Annotated in this window: 19 protein-coding genes; 4 read left to right on the top strand and 15 right to left on the bottom strand. The window is 59.7% G+C overall.

The annotated features are described in order from the left end of the window. The 5 genes from ACGHU1_RS03115 to ACGHU1_RS03095 all read right to left on the bottom strand — a co-directional run bounded on the left by ACGHU1_RS03115 (position 1) and on the right by ACGHU1_RS03095 (position 5,631). Positions 1 to 1,011, bottom strand: a complete 1,011-nt coding sequence (locus tag ACGHU1_RS03115; protein WP_390583355.1) for an NAD(P)H-dependent flavin oxidoreductase — start codon at positions 1,009 to 1,011, stop codon at positions 1 to 3. An 80-nt stretch (positions 1,012 to 1,091) separates the two neighbouring features. Further along, on the bottom strand, positions 1,092 to 2,270 hold the full coding sequence (gene purT / locus ACGHU1_RS03110) for a formate-dependent phosphoribosylglycinamide formyltransferase (protein WP_390583352.1): 1,179 nt from the start codon (positions 2,268 to 2,270) through the stop codon (positions 1,092 to 1,094). 10 nt (positions 2,271 to 2,280) lie between these two features. Beyond that, complete coding sequence (locus ACGHU1_RS03105; RefSeq protein ID WP_390583349.1) at positions 2,281 to 3,324, bottom strand: GGDEF domain-containing protein; 1,044 nt, start codon at positions 3,322 to 3,324, stop codon at positions 2,281 to 2,283. A 238-nt stretch (positions 3,325 to 3,562) separates the two neighbouring features. Next, positions 3,563 to 4,246: a helix-turn-helix domain-containing protein gene (locus tag ACGHU1_RS03100; RefSeq protein WP_390583346.1), complete on the bottom strand. Its 684-nt coding sequence runs from the start codon at positions 4,244 to 4,246 to the stop codon at positions 3,563 to 3,565. 113 nt (positions 4,247 to 4,359) lie between these two features. Next, positions 4,360 to 5,631 (bottom strand): aspartate kinase, encoded by a 1,272-nt coding sequence (locus ACGHU1_RS03095; RefSeq protein ID WP_390583921.1) that lies wholly within the window; start codon positions 5,629 to 5,631, stop codon positions 4,360 to 4,362. Between the two features lie 79 nt (positions 5,632 to 5,710). On the opposite strand from ACGHU1_RS03095, the gene ubiG reads away from it, so the two are divergent. Continuing rightward, on the top strand, positions 5,711 to 6,448 hold the full coding sequence (ubiG, locus tag ACGHU1_RS03090; RefSeq protein WP_390583343.1) for a bifunctional 2-polyprenyl-6-hydroxyphenol methylase/3-demethylubiquinol 3-O-methyltransferase UbiG: 738 nt from the start codon (positions 5,711 to 5,713) through the stop codon (positions 6,446 to 6,448). Positions 6,449 to 6,457: 9 nt separating this feature from the next. On the opposite strand, the gene ACGHU1_RS03085 is transcribed toward ubiG, so the two are convergent. The 5 genes from ACGHU1_RS03085 to ACGHU1_RS03065 form a co-directional block, all read right to left on the bottom strand. Then, on the bottom strand, positions 6,458 to 7,498 hold the full coding sequence (locus ACGHU1_RS03085; RefSeq protein ID WP_390583340.1) for a glycerophosphodiester phosphodiesterase: 1,041 nt from the start codon (positions 7,496 to 7,498) through the stop codon (positions 6,458 to 6,460). After that, positions 7,477 to 7,827, bottom strand: a complete 351-nt coding sequence (locus ACGHU1_RS03080; RefSeq protein ID WP_390583337.1) for an arsenate reductase — start codon at positions 7,825 to 7,827, stop codon at positions 7,477 to 7,479. The genes ACGHU1_RS03085 and ACGHU1_RS03080 overlap by 22 nt, the downstream gene beginning before the upstream one ends. Before the next feature lie 143 nt (positions 7,828 to 7,970). Further along, a complete protein-coding gene (locus tag ACGHU1_RS03075; protein ID WP_390583334.1) occupies positions 7,971 to 8,441 on the bottom strand; it encodes a hypothetical protein in 471 nt (156 codons plus the stop codon). 65 nt (positions 8,442 to 8,506) lie between these two features. Next, positions 8,507 to 8,977 carry a crossover junction endodeoxyribonuclease RuvC gene (gene ruvC / locus ACGHU1_RS03070; protein ID WP_390583332.1) on the bottom strand — a complete coding sequence of 157 codons (471 nt, stop codon included), beginning with the start codon at positions 8,975 to 8,977 and terminating at the stop codon, positions 8,507 to 8,509. Between the two features lie 85 nt (positions 8,978 to 9,062). Continuing rightward, positions 9,063 to 9,809 (bottom strand): YebC/PmpR family DNA-binding transcriptional regulator, encoded by a 747-nt coding sequence (locus ACGHU1_RS03065; RefSeq protein WP_390583329.1) that lies wholly within the window; start codon positions 9,807 to 9,809, stop codon positions 9,063 to 9,065. A 50-nt stretch (positions 9,810 to 9,859) separates the two neighbouring features. Between ACGHU1_RS03065 and ACGHU1_RS03060 the strand changes: the two genes are divergently transcribed. Continuing rightward, entirely contained in the window at positions 9,860 to 10,630 is a 771-nt protein-coding gene (locus ACGHU1_RS03060) for a type II CAAX prenyl endopeptidase Rce1 family protein (protein WP_390583326.1), read from the top strand. A gap of 10 nt (positions 10,631 to 10,640) precedes the next feature. Here ACGHU1_RS03060 and ACGHU1_RS03055 read toward each other — a convergent pair whose 3' ends face one another. From ACGHU1_RS03055 to ACGHU1_RS03045, 3 genes are all read right to left on the bottom strand, one after another. Continuing rightward, positions 10,641 to 10,958, bottom strand: a complete 318-nt coding sequence (locus ACGHU1_RS03055; protein WP_390583919.1) for a heavy metal-binding domain-containing protein — start codon at positions 10,956 to 10,958, stop codon at positions 10,641 to 10,643. Between the two features lie 103 nt (positions 10,959 to 11,061). After that, complete coding sequence (locus ACGHU1_RS03050) at positions 11,062 to 11,298, bottom strand: DUF2312 domain-containing protein (protein WP_190788839.1); 237 nt, start codon at positions 11,296 to 11,298, stop codon at positions 11,062 to 11,064. 95 nt (positions 11,299 to 11,393) lie between these two features. Beyond that, positions 11,394 to 11,729, bottom strand: coding sequence for a DUF1244 domain-containing protein (locus tag ACGHU1_RS03045; protein ID WP_390583323.1), 336 nt, complete (start codon positions 11,727 to 11,729; stop codon positions 11,394 to 11,396). A 66-nt stretch (positions 11,730 to 11,795) separates the two neighbouring features. Between ACGHU1_RS03045 and pyk the strand changes: the two genes are divergently transcribed. Beyond that, positions 11,796 to 13,277 (top strand): pyruvate kinase, encoded by a 1,482-nt coding sequence (pyk, locus tag ACGHU1_RS03040; protein WP_390583320.1) that lies wholly within the window; start codon positions 11,796 to 11,798, stop codon positions 13,275 to 13,277. Between the two features lie 19 nt (positions 13,278 to 13,296). On the opposite strand, the gene gltX is transcribed toward pyk, so the two are convergent. Beyond that, entirely contained in the window at positions 13,297 to 14,622 is a 1,326-nt protein-coding gene (gene gltX, locus ACGHU1_RS03035) for a glutamate--tRNA ligase (protein WP_390583317.1), read from the bottom strand. 39 nt (positions 14,623 to 14,661) lie between these two features. Continuing rightward, the gene (locus tag ACGHU1_RS03030; protein WP_390583315.1) at positions 14,662 to 15,111 is read right to left on the bottom strand and encodes a DNA-directed RNA polymerase subunit beta'; all 450 of its coding nucleotides are present in this window, start codon (positions 15,109 to 15,111) and stop codon (positions 14,662 to 14,664) included. A gap of 158 nt (positions 15,112 to 15,269) precedes the next feature. Between ACGHU1_RS03030 and ACGHU1_RS03025 the strand changes: the two genes are divergently transcribed. Then, positions 15,270 to 16,310: a polysaccharide lyase family 7 protein gene (locus ACGHU1_RS03025; RefSeq protein WP_390583312.1), complete on the top strand. Its 1,041-nt coding sequence runs from the start codon at positions 15,270 to 15,272 to the stop codon at positions 16,308 to 16,310. The last annotated feature ends 77 nt before the right edge of the window (positions 16,311 to 16,387 follow it).

The raw sequence follows: 16,387 nt of genomic DNA, 5'->3' as shown, positions 1-16,387 counted from the left end.
TTAGCGGCGCGCGAGCGCATCCTCGCATTCCTGCATCAGCTGGGCGATGATATCGGCGGCGGGCTCTTCCTGCTTTACCATCCCGACGCTTTGGCCAGCCATCAGCGATCCGTTCTCGACATCGCCATCGATGACAGCGCGGCGCAGGGCCCCCGCCCAGTAATGCTCGATCTGCAATTGGGCCTCGCCCATATCGACCTCTTCGCGGTCGAGGTTGCCAGCGACTTCCATCTGTTTGGCAGTGAATTCCTCCGTGCCCTTGTTCTTGAGAGCGCGGACCGGGATCACCGGCAGACGCGGATCGACTTGCACGCTTGCCTCAGCATCGCGGGCCTTCGCGCGGAAAAATGCCTTCTTGAAATTGGGATGCGCGATGCTTTCTGTCGCGCAGGCGAACCGGGTGCCCAGCTGCACGCCGCATGCGCCCATTTCCAGATAGCCCGCAATGGCCTCTCCTCGCCCGATGCCGCCTGCGACGAAGACCAGATGATCCTCGGCAAGCTCCGGCAGAAATTCCTGTGCCAGCACGCTCGTGGAAACCGGGCCGATATGGCCGCCTGCCTCCATTCCTTCGATCACAAGCGCGTCGCCGCCAGACCGCAGCAGCTTTTTCGCAAGCGCCAATGTCGGGGCAAAGACGATCACTTTCGCCCCAAACTCCTTGATCGCTTCGACACTACCCTTGGGCGGAATGCCGCCAGCTAATACGACATGGGTGACGCCGTGTTTTTTGCACACGGCGATCAGGTCGAACAATTGCGGGTGCATGGTGATCAGGTTGACGCCGAACGGCTTATCCGTGCGCGCCTTGGTCTCTGCGATTTCAGTGTCAAGCAGGTCGGGTGTCATCGCACCGCAGGCGATCACGCCAAATCCGCCCGCATTGGAAATGGCAGAAACCAGATTGCGCTCGGAAACCCAGCTCATTGCGCCGCAAAGAATTGCGGTTTCGCAGCCAAGAAATTCGGTGCCGCGCTGCATCATGGCAGCGGATTTGGGAAAATCAGTCATGCCGGCGGCGATTAGTCACCTGCGCCGCTTAAGGCAATGCGCTGACGGGCAATCGCCACCGCATGGACGCGCGAGGCGCCCTACTCGCGGTAACGAATACGTATGAGCTTCGCAGCTTCAGCCGCCAGATCGCGCGCCGCATCGGTGTCATCCGCGCTAGCCAGTGCTACGCCCATGCGCCTGTACGGACGCGTTGCAGGCTTGCCGAACAGCCGGACATCAACGTCACCTTCTAGGCCGAGTGCGGCATCCAACCCGTCAAATGCAAACTCTTCGCTATCCCTGTCGGCAAGGATGACCGCTGACGCTGCGGGGCAGGTGGCGATGCCCACCGGCACCGGCAGGCCCATCACGGCCCGTGCATGCAGGTCGAATTCCGAGAGGTCTTGCGAAATCATCGTGACCATGCCGGTATCGTGCGGCCTGGGTGAAAGTTCGGAAAAGATCACATCGTCGCCGCGCACGAAGAATTCGACACCGTACAGACCCCAGCCTTTCCCGCCGCCTTTCAGCGCCTCAGTCACCGTGGCGGCCATATCCTGCGCTTTTTCCAGCGCAGCCTCGCTCATGGCGGCAGGTTGCCAGCTTTCCTGATAGTCGCCGCGTTCCTGGCGGTGGCCGATTGGCGGGCAGAAACTGATGCCGCCGGCATGGCGCACCGTAAGCAGCGTTATCTCGTAATCGAAATCGATGAATTCCTCGACGATCACGCGCGCCCGGTCTCCGCGCATGTTGGCCACGGCGTAATCCCACGCTTCTTCCAGGCCGTCTTCGGTTTCGACCTTGCTTTGGCCTTTGCCCGATGAGGACATGACCGGTTTAATCACGCAGGGAAAACCCGTTCGCTCGGCACCGATCCGCACCTCTTCCAGCGTCGTCGCATAGCGATACCGTGAAGTGACCAGACCCAGATCGTCTGCGGCCAGATCACGTATCGCGTCACGGTTCATGGTGAGCTGCGCCGCCCGTGCCGAGGGGACAATGTTCATCCCCTCGTTTTCGAGCTCTGCGAGCACCTCGGTACGGATCGCTTCTATCTCGGGCACGATCATGTCGGGTTGGTGGCGTTTCGCCGCCTCGCGCAGGGCAGCCGCGTCCAGCATCGAAAATACCTCACGCGCATCCGCGACCTGCATCGCAGGCGCGTTATCGTAAGCGTCGCAGGCGATCACCCGCGCGCCGAGCCGCTTTGCAGAGATGACAAATTCGCGGCCCAGTTCACCGGAGCCGAGGAGGAGAATCGTTGCTGTGTGCGCCATGACCGCCGGATTAGCGCGGTAAACCTGCAACTCCAAATGCGCGATCAGGACCGGTCATGTTGGCAGCCACCGGCAGCGAGGCAACGGCATAACCGCACTGGCCGACCTGCTTGCCCCCGCCTGCCCTCGCCATGACCAGCGCCAATTCCGCCTGGCGCAGCGTCCAGTCCACCGTGCATTCTGTTGCCGCCATACCTGCGCTTGCGCTGAGACGCGGGCCGCGTGCAGACGTCGGCAGAGCCAGGGCAGAAAACGTTTGAAGGACATCTTCAGCCCACTCACGCGCCGCTTCCGCTGTCATATCCGGCAGGATCACGGCAAAGCGTTCACTGTCCAGCTGCGCAATTTCGTGACCTGGCAAGGCCATCGTTTCCAGGAACTTTGCAAAGCCCCACATGATCTCATCGGCGGTCCGCTGACCGTATTGCATGAACAACGCGCGCATTCCGTCAACTGCCATGATGACAAGGTATTGCCCGCCCCCGGCTGCAAGATGGCGGCGCAGGCTGGCGCAAAAAGCGTGGCGGTTGGCAAGTCCGGTTAACGGATCGGTGACCGCGCGGCTGTGCAATTCCCCTTCGAGCGTGCGTTTGTGCTGCACCGAACGCAGCAGGCCGACCGCGCCGGTGATTGTCCCGCCTTCCCCCGTGACGGCTTTGAGGCTCAACGCATACCAGCGCAGACGGTCTTCAGGTCTGACATCGGGTCTGGGCAGCGGGCCTGAACAATGGGCGGTTTCCGTTTTAAGGCTGCCTGCCACACCGCCATCGGCAGGTCGCAGCACGACCGGAAATTCGCACCACCCGCGTGTTGTCTGGCCTGAGAGAATGCGGCCGACGAAATCGGCGACCTCCTCGCCATGCTCACTCTGCGCGAGATCGCTGATGTGCGGCATGACCAGCATGCCGGTGAGATCACGGCCGATCTCGGAAATGTTCTCGGATGCGTAGACAAGAAATCCCTGCGGATCGAGACGTATCACGATATCGCCAGATGCTTCTTCTACCAGACCGTGCAACGCACGACCTTCGACGTCGTTCAAACCCATTTTCATGCCGAATTGCCCCCGGCTTTAGCGACCAACCCCTGTTTAACTCGTCAGGCTTTGCAAACTCGTAAGCTAACAAACTCGATCTGCGAAACAATTACACCCCTGTAATCCCACTGATCAATATTACTTTTGTTAGCTTATTCAATTTACTTGGCTAATTAACGAATCAACGCTGGAATTTGTTTACCATAAAAATGAATTCTGGCACGCGCGATCTCCCGGTATTTACAGAAAACGTGCTTCAGACTTCGATCATTATACGGACGTTGTCAGGGTCTGTTCCGTATTCAGCAGCAATACGCAGGCGACATTCCTGAACCATTGCAGCGCCTTGGCCGGATACTGAAGTGTCGCCAAGTTCATCGGCGCTTACCCCCAGCGCGTCTGCGATTGCATCCATCCGTTCCGGCAGCGGCCGCGCCTTGCCTTTTTCCCATGCCCAGACGGTTGGCTTGCTCACATCGAGCGCATCGGCAACCTGTGCAAGGGTGAGTGAGCGTTCGCGCCGCAGCCGGTTAAGCCTGATGCCGAACGGTTCAGATGTCTGTGATGCCGCTTTTCTGTCAGAGCGCCGCGCCGAAGACGCGCCCCGCGCACGGCCCAGCATGTCAGTTGTTTGCGCAGCTGCAATTGCGCTTTCATCCAGCTGCTTGCGAAACTCGCAGCCATACAGCCGCTCATTGGCCCAGACGATCTTGGCCGTGACCCGCCCGGCCTCTGGCAGTTTAACCGAAATCATTTCGCCCTGATCAAGCGCTATGTCCGTTTCCAGCAACATCCCGGTGGCTGACAGATTGTGGACCGTGACATTTGCCTCGGCTGCGCCAGCCTGCGCGGCAGAAGTCTGAAGCTGCATCTCGCGGCGCGGGTTGCCACGCTCGTCCGAAACAGACGGGGACGGGTTTAGGTGGGCTTTGAGAACCATTCTTCGCGACTCCTTATGGAGCGCGATAAGTCGGGTTAGCACTCTTAAGAGATTGCTACCAAACAGGGTTAACAGCGGCGAAATGCCCGCCCCGTGCCGCGAGGCGTGGCGCGTTAATCCTCTGCGTCGAGACCATAGGCTGTATGCAGCACGCGGACCGCCAATTCCGTCTCGTCTTCGTCGATCATCACGCTCACCTTGATCTCGGACGTGGAGATTGCCTGAATGTTGATGCCGCGGTCTGACAGAGAGCGGAACATGGTGCTGGCGACACCGGCATGGCTTTTCATGCCGACACCGACGACGCTGATCTTGGCGATTTTGCTGTCGGTTATGATCCGGTTGAAACCGATGATTTCCCGCTTGTCCTCCAGCATCGCCTGCGCACGGGCCAGATCGGCCTGCGGAACGGTAAAGGTCACGTCGGTTTCGCCTTTGTCGCGGCCGACGTTCTGGATGATCATGTCAACGTTGATACTGGCATCGGCCAGCGGCTCAAAGATATGCGCCACCGCGCCCGGTTTGTCGGGGACCCGGGTGAGGATGATCTTCGCTTCGTTCTTGTCGTGCGCGATACCTGTGACGTGCCGGCGTTCCATCAGGCCCTTCTCCACCAATTCATCCATTTCTTCGTCCGACACGATCATCGTGCCGGGCAGTTCGTCAGCCGCAATCGCATCATCGCCGGTAAAGCTGGAGAGGACTTGCAATCGCACGCCCTCTTTCATTGCCAGTCCGACAGAACGCGTCTGAAGGACTTTCGCACCGACGCTGGCGAGTTCCAGCATCTCTTCGTATGTGACCGCTTTCAGCTTCCGGGCCTTGGCAACGATGCGCGGGTCGGTTGTATAGACCCCGTCTACATCGGTGTAGATATCGCAGCGATCAGCACCGACTGCGGCGGCCACCGCGACAGCAGAGGTGTCGGACCCGCCGCGCCCAAGGGTGGCGACCCGCCCCTGCGCGGAGACGCCCTGAAAACCGGGCACGACCGCGATTTCGCCGTCAGCCATTGCGCCAACCATTTCCGGAGCGTCGATCGTGTCGATCCGTGCCTTGGCATGGGCCTCAACCGTTTTCAGCGGCATTTGCCAGCCGAGCCAGCTGCGCGCCTTGCACCCCAGCGATTGTAGCGTGAGCGCCAGCAAGCCGCTGGTCACCTGTTCGCCGCTGGCAACGACCACGTCATATTCGGCAGGATCATAAAGCGCGTTTGCCTCGCGGCAGAAATTGACGAGCCGGTCCGTTTCGCCCGCCATCGCGCTGACGACGACTGCAACTTCGCTTTCCACGCCGTCCTTGTTCGGCGCGGCCTGCGCGCGCACGATATTTGCCACGCGCCGAATACGCTCGGTCCCGGCCATTGAGGTGCCGCCGAATTTCATCACGATGCGTTGTTTGCTTTTGGCCAAGATGCCCAAGCTCCTGCTGGTGACTGTGCACGCGCGCTGTTAAGGAGGCTTCATGGGAAACGCAAACGTATCAAATGTAACCATCCGCCCCGAAGAGGCCGAGTTCTTCTCCGATCTGGCGCGCGACTGGTGGAACCCAAACGGCAAGATGGCCAGCCTGCATCAGGTCAATCCGGTGCGAATGGAGTTCATCAGGGCCGCTATAGATGCGCATTGGGGCGGAGACAGCCGCTCCATCAGGCCGCTGACCGGGAAGACCGCGCTCGACATTGGCTGCGGCGCAGGGTTAGTTTGTGAGCCACTCGCGCGTCTAGGCGCAAAGGTGACGGGCGTTGATGCGTCGGCGGAAAACATCTCGGTTGCCGCCACCCATGCCGAGGCGAGCGAGCTGGATATCCGTTATATGGCTGGCGAAGTCGGCGGCTTGGACATTGGAACATTCGATCTGGTCACCTGCGTCGAGGTGATCGAGCACGTGGCAGACAAGCGCGCATTTCTCTCCAACGTCGTTGACCGCCTTGCGCCCGGCGGATTGCTGGTAATGTCCACGCCCAACCGCACGGCGGCTTCGCGCCTGTTGCTGGTCGGCGCGGCAGAGGCTGTGGGTTATGTGCCCAAAGGCACGCACGACTGGAATGACTTCATCACGCCGGAGGAGTTTGAAGAATTGCTCGGCGAGATCGGTCTTGAAGTGGTCAAACGGCGCGGTATTTCCTACGCTTTGGGTAAAGGGCTGCACCTGTCAGGCAATGAAAGCCTCAATTATATCTTGTCGGCCCGCCGCATCTGACGCGGCGCTTTATTCCGCGCCCGACACTTCGATAAATTCGCTGACATTGTCGGTGAAGAACCCGTCAGCGCCGCTGGCAATCGCCTTTGCCCATAACAGCCGATATTGCCCGTCAGCAGCGGGACCGCCGCCTGTCTGAAGCGCCGCGGGGAGAAATCCGTTTTCCTTGCGTAGGGTCCATGGATGGACTTTCAGGCCATTGGCGTGCGCTCTGCCAACCAGTCCCGTGTCCTCCATCGTTGAGGGGTCGAGCACATAGCCGAGCCATGGGCCGATACCGTCTGCATATTCGGCAATCTCCTCCAGCCCGGTCGGTGAGATCATTTCAGCATACCGCATGTCCGGTTCATCCGCCGGCCCGCCTTCGGGGGAGATCAGCTGCACTAGCTTGTAATCGCTGCGCTGGTTCAGGCGTTGCAGCGGCCCCACTTCGAAACTTTGGATGAAGATCGGACCATCAGCAGAAATATCGAGGTCGCGCAGTTCGAGCAATATGAGATCGACCATATCGATACCGGCATCCTCGAGCAAAAACGTGGGATGCTTCAGCTCCGGATATAAGCCGATTGTGCGTCCAGTTTCCGCTTCCTTGATTCGCACCAGCTGGACGATCTCCTTAAAGGTTGGAACCTGATAGAGGCCGTTATAGCGCACATTGTCAGGCCGCGCGCTCGGCACGCGTTCGCGGGCCCGCAGGGTGCGCAGCTCGGCCAGCGTGAAATCTTCGGCGAACCAGCCTGCCACGCGCTGTCCATCGATAGTCTTGTCGCGGCGGCGATCCTCGAACTCTTCGCGGCTGGCGACATCGGTTGTGCCCGACAGTTCGTTTTCATGGCGCGAGACAAGCACCAGATCCTTGGTCACGACGAGGTCCGGTTCGATATAATCGGCACCTTGCTCAATCGCGAGCTCATAGGCGGCCAGCGTATGTTCGGGCCGGTCTCCGCTTGCACCGCGATGCGCGATGACAATCGGATCGCCTTGGGCAAGCGCCATAGTCGGCGTGGCCATAGCAAGCGCCAGCGCGCTCAGGACAAGTTTGCGGACCATTCGTCTTCCTTGAAACCTACCAGGATGCCACCAGAATGTTCGACCACTGGGCGTTTGATCATTGAAGGGTGCTGAACCAGCAGCCTTGCAGCTTTATGACTAACGGCAGCCTCAGCTTTTTCTTCGTCCGAAAGCTTGCGATAAGTCGTGCCGCGTCTGTTGAGCACGACATCGGTGCCCTTGTCGGCGATCCACGCGCTGACTTTCGCAGGATCGGCACCTTCTTTCTTGTAGTCATGGAAGGTGTAATCGAGGCCGTTTGCATCAAGCCATTTGCGCGCTTTTTTCACCGTGTCGCAATTGGGTATGCCGTAAACATGTATGGTCATTGGGTACCTACTACTCAGGCTTGTATTCGTGGGTCGCGGAGCACCTAGACGTGCTGCGCAGCGAACCGCAAGACCGGGTTTCATACTGACAAAAAAAGGCCGCCGGTTGATCCTCGGCGGCCTTCAATTCGTTTTTGGACTAGTTACTGTGCGAACCAGGCACCTGTTCCGCGCGCATTGGCATTGGTGTACCATTCCATGGTCAAATTGCCGTTGCGGCCGGCGTTTTCACCCTCCTTGCCCTGCAACGCACCAATGCAGCCGAGAGGGGCATCCGGTCCGGGCTCGCCGATGAAATTGCAACCATAGGCAAGCGATGCGGTCCCCGCTTCTTCCTTGGTCGTGCAAGCCAAGTGAATAGCGAAGATCCCGCCGTCAGGCTGATCCGTACCGACGCATTTTACAGTGCCATTATTCACCGTCCCGTCGGCATAAGTGGTGGTATACCTCCCTTCGACAACGCCGCCCTGGTACTGCGGTCCGTCTGGTCCGGTTATGCCGCCAATCTGTTCGACAGGCTGCCAAACAACTTCATAAGTAAAGCTCTGCGCATGGGCCGCAGAACCGGCGAGCATGGCTGCGCCAACCACCAGTGGTAGTGCAAGTTTCGTCATGAATACTCTCCCGAGTCGTCTGCGCGACCACGGGCTTTGTTACCATTTTTACAACTTACAGTCGATCATGCCCGCTTCGTGTGCGCCGCAGCGATCGCGACGGCAAGCGCGTCGGCCGCATCGGCCCCGGCGATTTGTGCCCCCGGCAGTAGCACCTTCAACATCGCTTGGACCTGCGCCTTGTCGGCCGCGCCGGTGCCGACCACCGCTTTTTTTACCAGCCGCGCAGCGAGTTCATCGACGGTGAGGCTGCTTGCGCCGCAGGCCGCCAGTACGGCTCCCCTCGCCTGCGCCAGCTTCAGCGTGGATTTCGGGTTCTTGTTCACGAACACTTCCTCGCACGCAGCCCGGTCCGGCGCATGGGTTGCAATCACGGCCAGCACGGCGTCATGCAGGTGGTGCAGCCGATCCGTCACAGGCGCTTTTGCATCGGTTTTCACCTGACCGTTGGCAATGTGCTGAATGCGCGAGCCCTCGGCGCGGATCACGCCCCATCCGGTGCAGCTTAGCGAGGGGTCCAGGCCGAGGATGATCATAATCCGATCCTAAGGCCCAACCGCCATGCAATCGCGGTCAGAAAAGCGAGGCCCAGAGCAGCCGCGAACAGCCACTCACGCCAGCTCACGCGTCCAGCTTGTCCATGATCTCGTCGGAGATTTCATAATTGCCCCAGACGGTCTGCACATCGTCATCATCATCCAGCACGTCGATCAGTTTGAGCAGGGTGCCCGCGCCTTGCTCGTCCATGTCGACGGTGATGTTCGGCTTCCAAGCAAGCTTCACGTTGGCCGCTTCGCCCAGCGCCTTTTCCAGGTCGCTCGCAACCTGATGCAGGTCATCGGCGGCGGTCCAGATGGTGTGGCCGTCTTCGGAGCTTTCGATGTCCTCCGCCCCGGCGTCCATCGCCGCTTCCAAAACGGTGTCTTCGTCGCCGGCGCTGGCTGGATATTCGATCAGGCCCAGCCGTTCGAAGCCGTGCTGAACCGACCCTTCGGTGCCAAGATTGCCGCCATGCTTGCTGAAAGCGGTGCGCACTGCGGTGGCGGTGCGGTTGCGGTTATCTGTCAGCGTCTCGACGATGATCGCGCTGCCGCCCGGGCCGTACCCTTCGTAACGAACTTCTTCGTAATTCTCATCATCGCCCGCAGTCGCTTTATCGATCGCGCGCTGGATGTTGTCTTTTGGCATGGACTGCGCTTTGGCCGTGTTGACGGCCAGCCGCAGGCGCGGGTTCATATCGGGGTCGGGCGTCCCCATTTTCGCGGCCACGGTGATTTCGCGGCTCAGCTTGGAAAACAGGTTCGAACGCTTTTTATCCTGCGCACCTTTGCGGTGCATGATGTTCTTGAATTTGGAATGGCCTGCCATGGGAACTCTTTGTAGGGCTTGATAAGAATGAACAGGGGTCCAATAGCCGCATGACAGGTCAAACCACAAGCCCGCTGGTGGAGAGTGATGCGCCGCGTATGCCCGCCGCCAACGCTGCCGAAGAATGGCGCGGCTACCTGCAATTCCTGAAACGCCCGGACCTGCCGCAAGGCACCGCCTCGTACAAAACGGGGGTGATCGGCACAATGCGGATCTTCGGGCTCGACCTGATTGTGATGTTCATCATTCTCAGCGTGCTGTTTGCGGTGATCGCAGCCGGTTTTGAATTGCCTGAAAATTACAACAGCACGCTGGAATTGAACTTTAGTTTCGTGTTGCTGGCGGTCGTTGTCGCTCCAGTAATCGAGGAGCTGGCTTTCCGAAGCTGGCTGACGGGGCGGCCGCGTTTTCTCTACGCGCTTGGCGTGCTTTTTATCACCGGCATCATCGCCGTCATTGTTTGGGCGGCGATCTCGGGCCCGGCGGGCGAGACAGCACCCGGCCTCGTCATATTGGCGGGCATGGGCGCGGCTGTGATTGCGTCGATACTGGGCTGGAAACGTACGGCCCCTGAATGGTTCGCCCCAATTTTCCCCGCAGCATTCTGGCTGAGCAGCGCGGCCTTCGCACTCGTCCATCTGTTCAATTATGCCGAAGGGGCGCTGTGGGTTTTGCTGCCGCTGATCGTGCCGCAATTCATATTGGGCACAATGGCAGCCTATGTCCGCGTCCAGTATGGCTTTGTATATGCAGTGCTCTTGCACGCGGCGCATAACGGGTTCGCGATCAGCGTTGCTGCGCTGTCGATGCAGTCCGGTTGAACCTTGCCAGCTAGATCTTGACCGCGGTGCCACTCGCGCTGACCATCAGCATCGATCCGGTATCGCCGATCACCTCGTAATCGAGGTCAATACCCACAACCGCGTTGCCGCCGCGGCTTGCCGCCTCTGCCTGCAATTCCTCGATGGCCTGATTGCGCGCATCGGCAAGGATGCGTTCGTAACTGCCAGACCGGCCGCCCACGATGTCGCGGATATTGGCAAACAGGTCGCGGAACAGGTTCGCGCCGACAATCACTTCGCCGACCACGATCCCGCAATATTCCTGGATCGGATGACCTTCCACCGTGGGCGTGGTCGTGACGATCACGCCGCGCGCGTCTTTCCAGGGTTCTGGCATCGAAAATCTCCCTATGCTGCTGTCTTACCCATATAACACAGCTTCGGCAGATTTCAACGCCAGCCAGGCAAGATCAGCCCATTCCAAGCGCAGCCTTGTAAGTGTCGAGGATCATTTCCTGCTCGCTGCGGTCATCCGGCTTCATTTTGCGCAGCCGCACAATCTGGCGCATGATTTTCGCATCATATCCCACGGCTTTCGCCTCGGCGTAGACGTCACGAATATCATCGGCGATGCCCTTTTTCTCTTCTTCGAGGCGTTCGATGCGCTCAATCAAAAGGCGCAGGCGGTCATCGGTGGCTTCGGCCATCTGTCGGGTCTCCGGTTGTATGAGAATCAGTTGATGGATCGGATAGGCGCAGCCGCGCGCTCACGAAAGGGCGCAATCCACAAACCGAGACAAATTCAGCGAAGATCAGCCTTGTTCTTCGTCAGGCTGGCTTCCATCGCGGCGATCTGTTCCTCGGTCGCCGGGATTTGCCGCGTGGTTTTCCATTCATCCATCGGCATCCCGTGAATCAGTTCGCGCGCCGCCGCCTTGTCACCGTCGTAACCGGCATCACGGATCCAGTCCGCAAGGCAATTGCGGCAAAATCCTGCCAGTCCCATCAATTCGATATTCTGCGCATCATGGCGGTGGCGCAGATGCCGCACCAGTCGGCGAAACGCCGCAGCGGCGACGGCATCGTCCAGCGTATCGAGGCTATCGGGTGAATTCGTATCCGCAGAACCGGGTTGCATGTGACTATTCCTTGAGTTGCCATACATTGCTGCCATAGCGTGTCCCATCAAAGGGATATGGAACCGATGGCAAAAAGCGATCAGACTAGGATCGACCCGCGCGGGCGCAAGGTCAAGATTTTGGCAACAATCGGCCCGGCCAGCCGCTCACCCGAAATGCTGCGCCGCCTGTTCAAGGCGGGGGCCGATGCGTTCCGCGTAAACATGAGCCACGGTGAACACGCCGATCATGCGAAAGCGATCAAGGCGATCCGAACGCTGGAAAAGGAATTCAACCGGCCGATCGCGGTGCTGGCTGATTTGCAGGGGCCAAAGCTGCGCGTTGGCACTTTCAAGGATGGCAAGGCGGTCATCAAGCATTCGGCGCATTTCACGCTGGACCGCGACCCAGCCCCCGGAGATGAGAACCGCGTCTGCCTGCCGCATCCCGAACTGTTTGGCATCATGGAACGCGGCCAGCGCCTGCTGATCAATGACGGCAAAATCAGGCTGACGGTAAAAGAGGCGGATGAAAACCGCATTTTTTGCTCAGCCGAAGTTGGCGGGGTCATATCCGACCGCAAAGGCGTGAACGTGCCCGATGCCGAGGTGCCCATCCCTGCCCTCACCGACAAGGACCGCAAGGATCTGGCCTTTGCCGTGGAGCAGGGCGCAGACTGGATCGCGCTGTCATTCGTGCAGCGCCCCGATGACATGGCCGAGGCGCGCAAGCTGGTGAACTCCCACGGCGGAGCGTCGGTTGCGCTCTGCGCCAAGATCGAAAAGCCGATGGCGGTCAAGCGGCTCGACGACATTATCGACATGTCCGACGGGATCATGGTCGCGCGCGGCGATCTGGGCGTGGAGCTGGAACCGCACGAAGTGCCGCCTTTGCAAAAGAAGATCGTCAATGCAGCCCGCAGGGCAGGCAAGCCGGTGATCGTCGCCACGCAAATGCTGGAATCGATGATTGAAAGCCCGATCCCGACCCGCGCGGAGGTCTCCGACGTGGCCAATGCGGTCTATGACGGGGCCGATGCAGTGATGCTTTCAGCAGAGAGCGCGGCAGGCGATTGGCCCGAGGAATCGGTGGCGATGATGCATTCGATCGCGCAGCAGGTTGAACGCGACGAGGATTATGTGAAGCGTGTCCGTTTCCTCGACACTCCGCCGGATTCGACCACGTCCGACGCGCTCGCGCACAGCTGTATGACGATTGCCGATACCGTTTCGATTAGCGCGATAACGGTCTTTACAGCATCCGGTTCGACCGCGCGCCGCGTCGCCCGCGAACGCCCCGATACGCCGGTGCTGGTGCTGACCCCTTCGATGCGGACAGCGCGCCGTGTCGCCCTGCTTTGGGGAACACAGGCTGTCGCGACCAAGGATATTGGCAGTTTCGAAGAGATGATCGCTAAGGGCAAACGCATGGCCCTGCGCCACGGATTTGGCAAAGCGGGTTCGAAACAGATTGTGCTGGCAGGTGTGCCGTTCGGAACGCCCGGCTCTACCAACCTTCTGCATGTGGTCACACTGACCGGGAAAGAACTGGACCGGCACGGCAATTGAGGGGCTGAACGCCTCTCGTTCAAGCCGCAGCCCGCTCCAGTCTCGCACGAGCCTCGCTTTCACCGATCAGGGGCAGTAGCTCGCCCATATCGGGGCCGTGGTTCATACCGGTGAGCGCCTGACGCAGCGGCAGGAACAGCGCCTTGCCCTTGCGGCCCGTGCTCTCTTTCAATGCCGATGTCAGCGCGCCCCACGGATCATCGGACCATGACAGCGTCTGCGCCGCTTCGCCCAGATAGGCTTTGTCTTCGGACGTGAATTCGGGCTGGTCCACCGGGCCTGTTACCAATCGCCACCACTCCGCTGTTTCGGCAATGGTAGCGATGTTGGGCTGGACTGCATGCCAGCCCGCTTCGTCCATGCCAGCAGGCAGACGGCCCTTCACAGCCTCATAGGGCATGGCGTGCACAATTGCGGTGTTGATCCGCTTAAGGTCCGCGTCGTCAAACTTTGCCGGAGCGCGGCCGAATGTCGATAGGTCGAATGTCTCAAGCAAAATCGTGCGGTCTGCAATCGGCTCGACTGGCAGCGAAGTTCCCAGCCGCGCCAGCAGCGCGATAATAGCTTCTGGTTCGATCGCGCGCTCACGAAAAGTGTCACAGCCCAGCGAGCCGAGCCGCTTGGAGAGCTTGCCTTCTTTGCCCACCAGCAGCGCCTCGTGTGCGAATGCCGGCGGGGCTGCGCCCATTGCGGTGAACATCTGGATTTGCACCGCCGTGTTCGACACATGATCTTCTCCGCGCAACACCTGCGTCACGCCCATATCGACATCGTCGACGGTGCTCGGCAGCATGTAAAGCCATGAACCATCGGCGCGCCGGATGACCGGGTCCGACAGCAGTTTCGGATCGAATTTGACCGTGCCGCGCACGCCGTCTTCCCAAATTAGCGGCTCTTCATGGTCCAGCTTGAAACGCCAATGAGGCGCGATGCCCTCTGCTTCCTTGGCCGCGCGATCCGCATCGGTAAGGTCCAGCGCGCCGCGATCATAGATGGGCGGCAAACCGCGGCCCAGCAGCACCTTGCGTTTAAGCTCCAGTTCCTGCTGGGTTTCATAAGCGGGATAAATCCGGCCCGCGGCCCGCAATGTTTCGAATGCAGTTTCATATTTGTCCAGCCGCCGCGACTGGCGCTCCACCCGCGCAGGCTCAATTCCCAACCAGGCGAGATCTGCGTCAATCGCCTCGATATATTCTTCTTTTGAACGGGCGGCATCGGTATCGTCGATGCGCAAAAGAAATTGTCCGCCCGCTTTTTCAGCCAGCAACCAGTTGTGCAGCGCGGTGCGGATATTGCCGACGTGTAGACGGCCTGTGGGCGAAGGGGCAAAACGCGTGATGGTCATGGCCCGTCCGGTAAACAGCGCAGCACCGCGCGGCAAGCGTTAGGATAGGATGCCGCCCTTCGCCTCTGCGGCGACCAGAGCCAGCACCGGCTCCCACAGCCGATGCGCGCGGTCCGGGCGCACCAGCCCCGAAATCGCGCTTTCAAAGCCTGCACGGTCTGCGCGCGCGGCACTGTCAACCATCGCGCCGATGGTGAGTTCATCATGGGTCAGCATTTCGCAGCAGAACCGCGCGACATGGATGTTCTCCGGCCAGCACGAAGCGATCGCTTGGGTTAACGCCAATGCCTTTGCGGCTGTTTCGACACTCCCCATTCTTACCGCCAGTTCGGGCACAGGATCACGTCTGGCCCGCTTGTGCAGTGCGATCAGGCGCTGCGAATAGACAAACCTCGCGCCGATTGCAGAAAGGCTTTCGATTCGCGGGGGTTCGGCGAGGCGTTCGATAAGAGCCTGCCGGGTGGCGGACGGTGCTGAGTGATGCTTCATGGGCCTCCAGAGGGTGAGCGTGATAAAGACGACCTACCCTTGATGCGAGTGCTTCGCAATAGCATAATATGGGTCTACCACCGGACTGCTGACACTTGTTGTTCAGATCGGTTGGGTTATGCTCCGCGCAAATCAAATTCGACGGAGAGACATTACCCATGCCCCGCGCCACGACCCTGCTGCTGTCCGCAGCGATTTTCGCCATGCCCATCGCGGCATCGGCGGATGATCGCTCGCCCGCCCCGCCATCGAGCAAATTCGATCTGAGCAACTGGAAAATTACCCTGCCAATCGACGAGAACTCGGATGGCAAGCCGGATGAAAAGACCGTCGCGGAGCTTGAAAATTACCAGCACAGCGACTTTTTCTTCTTGAATGAGAATAGCGAACTGGTCTTTGCAGCGCCCAATAAGGCGGCCACGACCGCTAATTCCAGCAACACACGCAGCGAATTGCGCCAGATGCCGCGCGGGACGAACACCCGGATCGGCACGCATGATGCTAAGAACAATTTCGCCGTCGCAGCGCGCAAAGGCTCGGACCAATTCGCCTCCATCGGCGGCAAACTCGAAGCGACCCTGCGTGTCGACCACGTGGCTCTCAACGCAGGCGAGCCTGAATCGAAAGCGGCGTATTCCGTTGTTGTCGGGCAAATCCATGCGGTGAAATACAAGAGCACCAGCAGCGGCTTCGGCTACGGCAACGAACCAATCAAAATCTATTACAAAAAATTTCCCGGCCACGATGCCGGCATGGTCTTCTGGAATTACGAGCGCAATTTGGCGAAAGACGATCCTGATCGCAACGACCTGTCCGTTCCGGTGTTCGGCGGCAATTGGGAAACAAAGGACGATCCGGGCGATGCCGGTATAAAGCTGGGCGAGGAATTCAGCTACACCATCAATGTGCACGAAAACACGATGTATCTGACATTCCACAACGAACGGTTGGGCACCGTCGAGCAGTCGCGCAGCCTGGTTCGCGGTGCGGATGCGAAAGATAATCCTTACGCTTACGGCGGGGATTCGCTGTATTTCAAAGCGGGCGTTTACAACCAGTGCAGCACCAAAACGGGCGGCGGCAATTGGTATGCGGCCTGCGCCGGAACGGGTGACTGGGGCATCGACAAAGCCAATGGCGATTACGCGCAGGCGACTTTCACCCGGATAGAAGTGAGCGATTCCACGCCGCCCGAGTGATACCTGCCGGATCGCCGCAGCCATAGGACGGCGCGCCTTCGCAATACAAAAGGCCCCGCAGGAGCATCAAAGCTTCT

The organism is Erythrobacter sp. MTPC3, from assembly GCF_042854385.1.
Classification (GTDB): domain Bacteria; phylum Pseudomonadota; class Alphaproteobacteria; order Sphingomonadales; family Sphingomonadaceae; genus Erythrobacter.
This window is presented reverse-complemented; position numbering and strand designations above follow the sequence as displayed.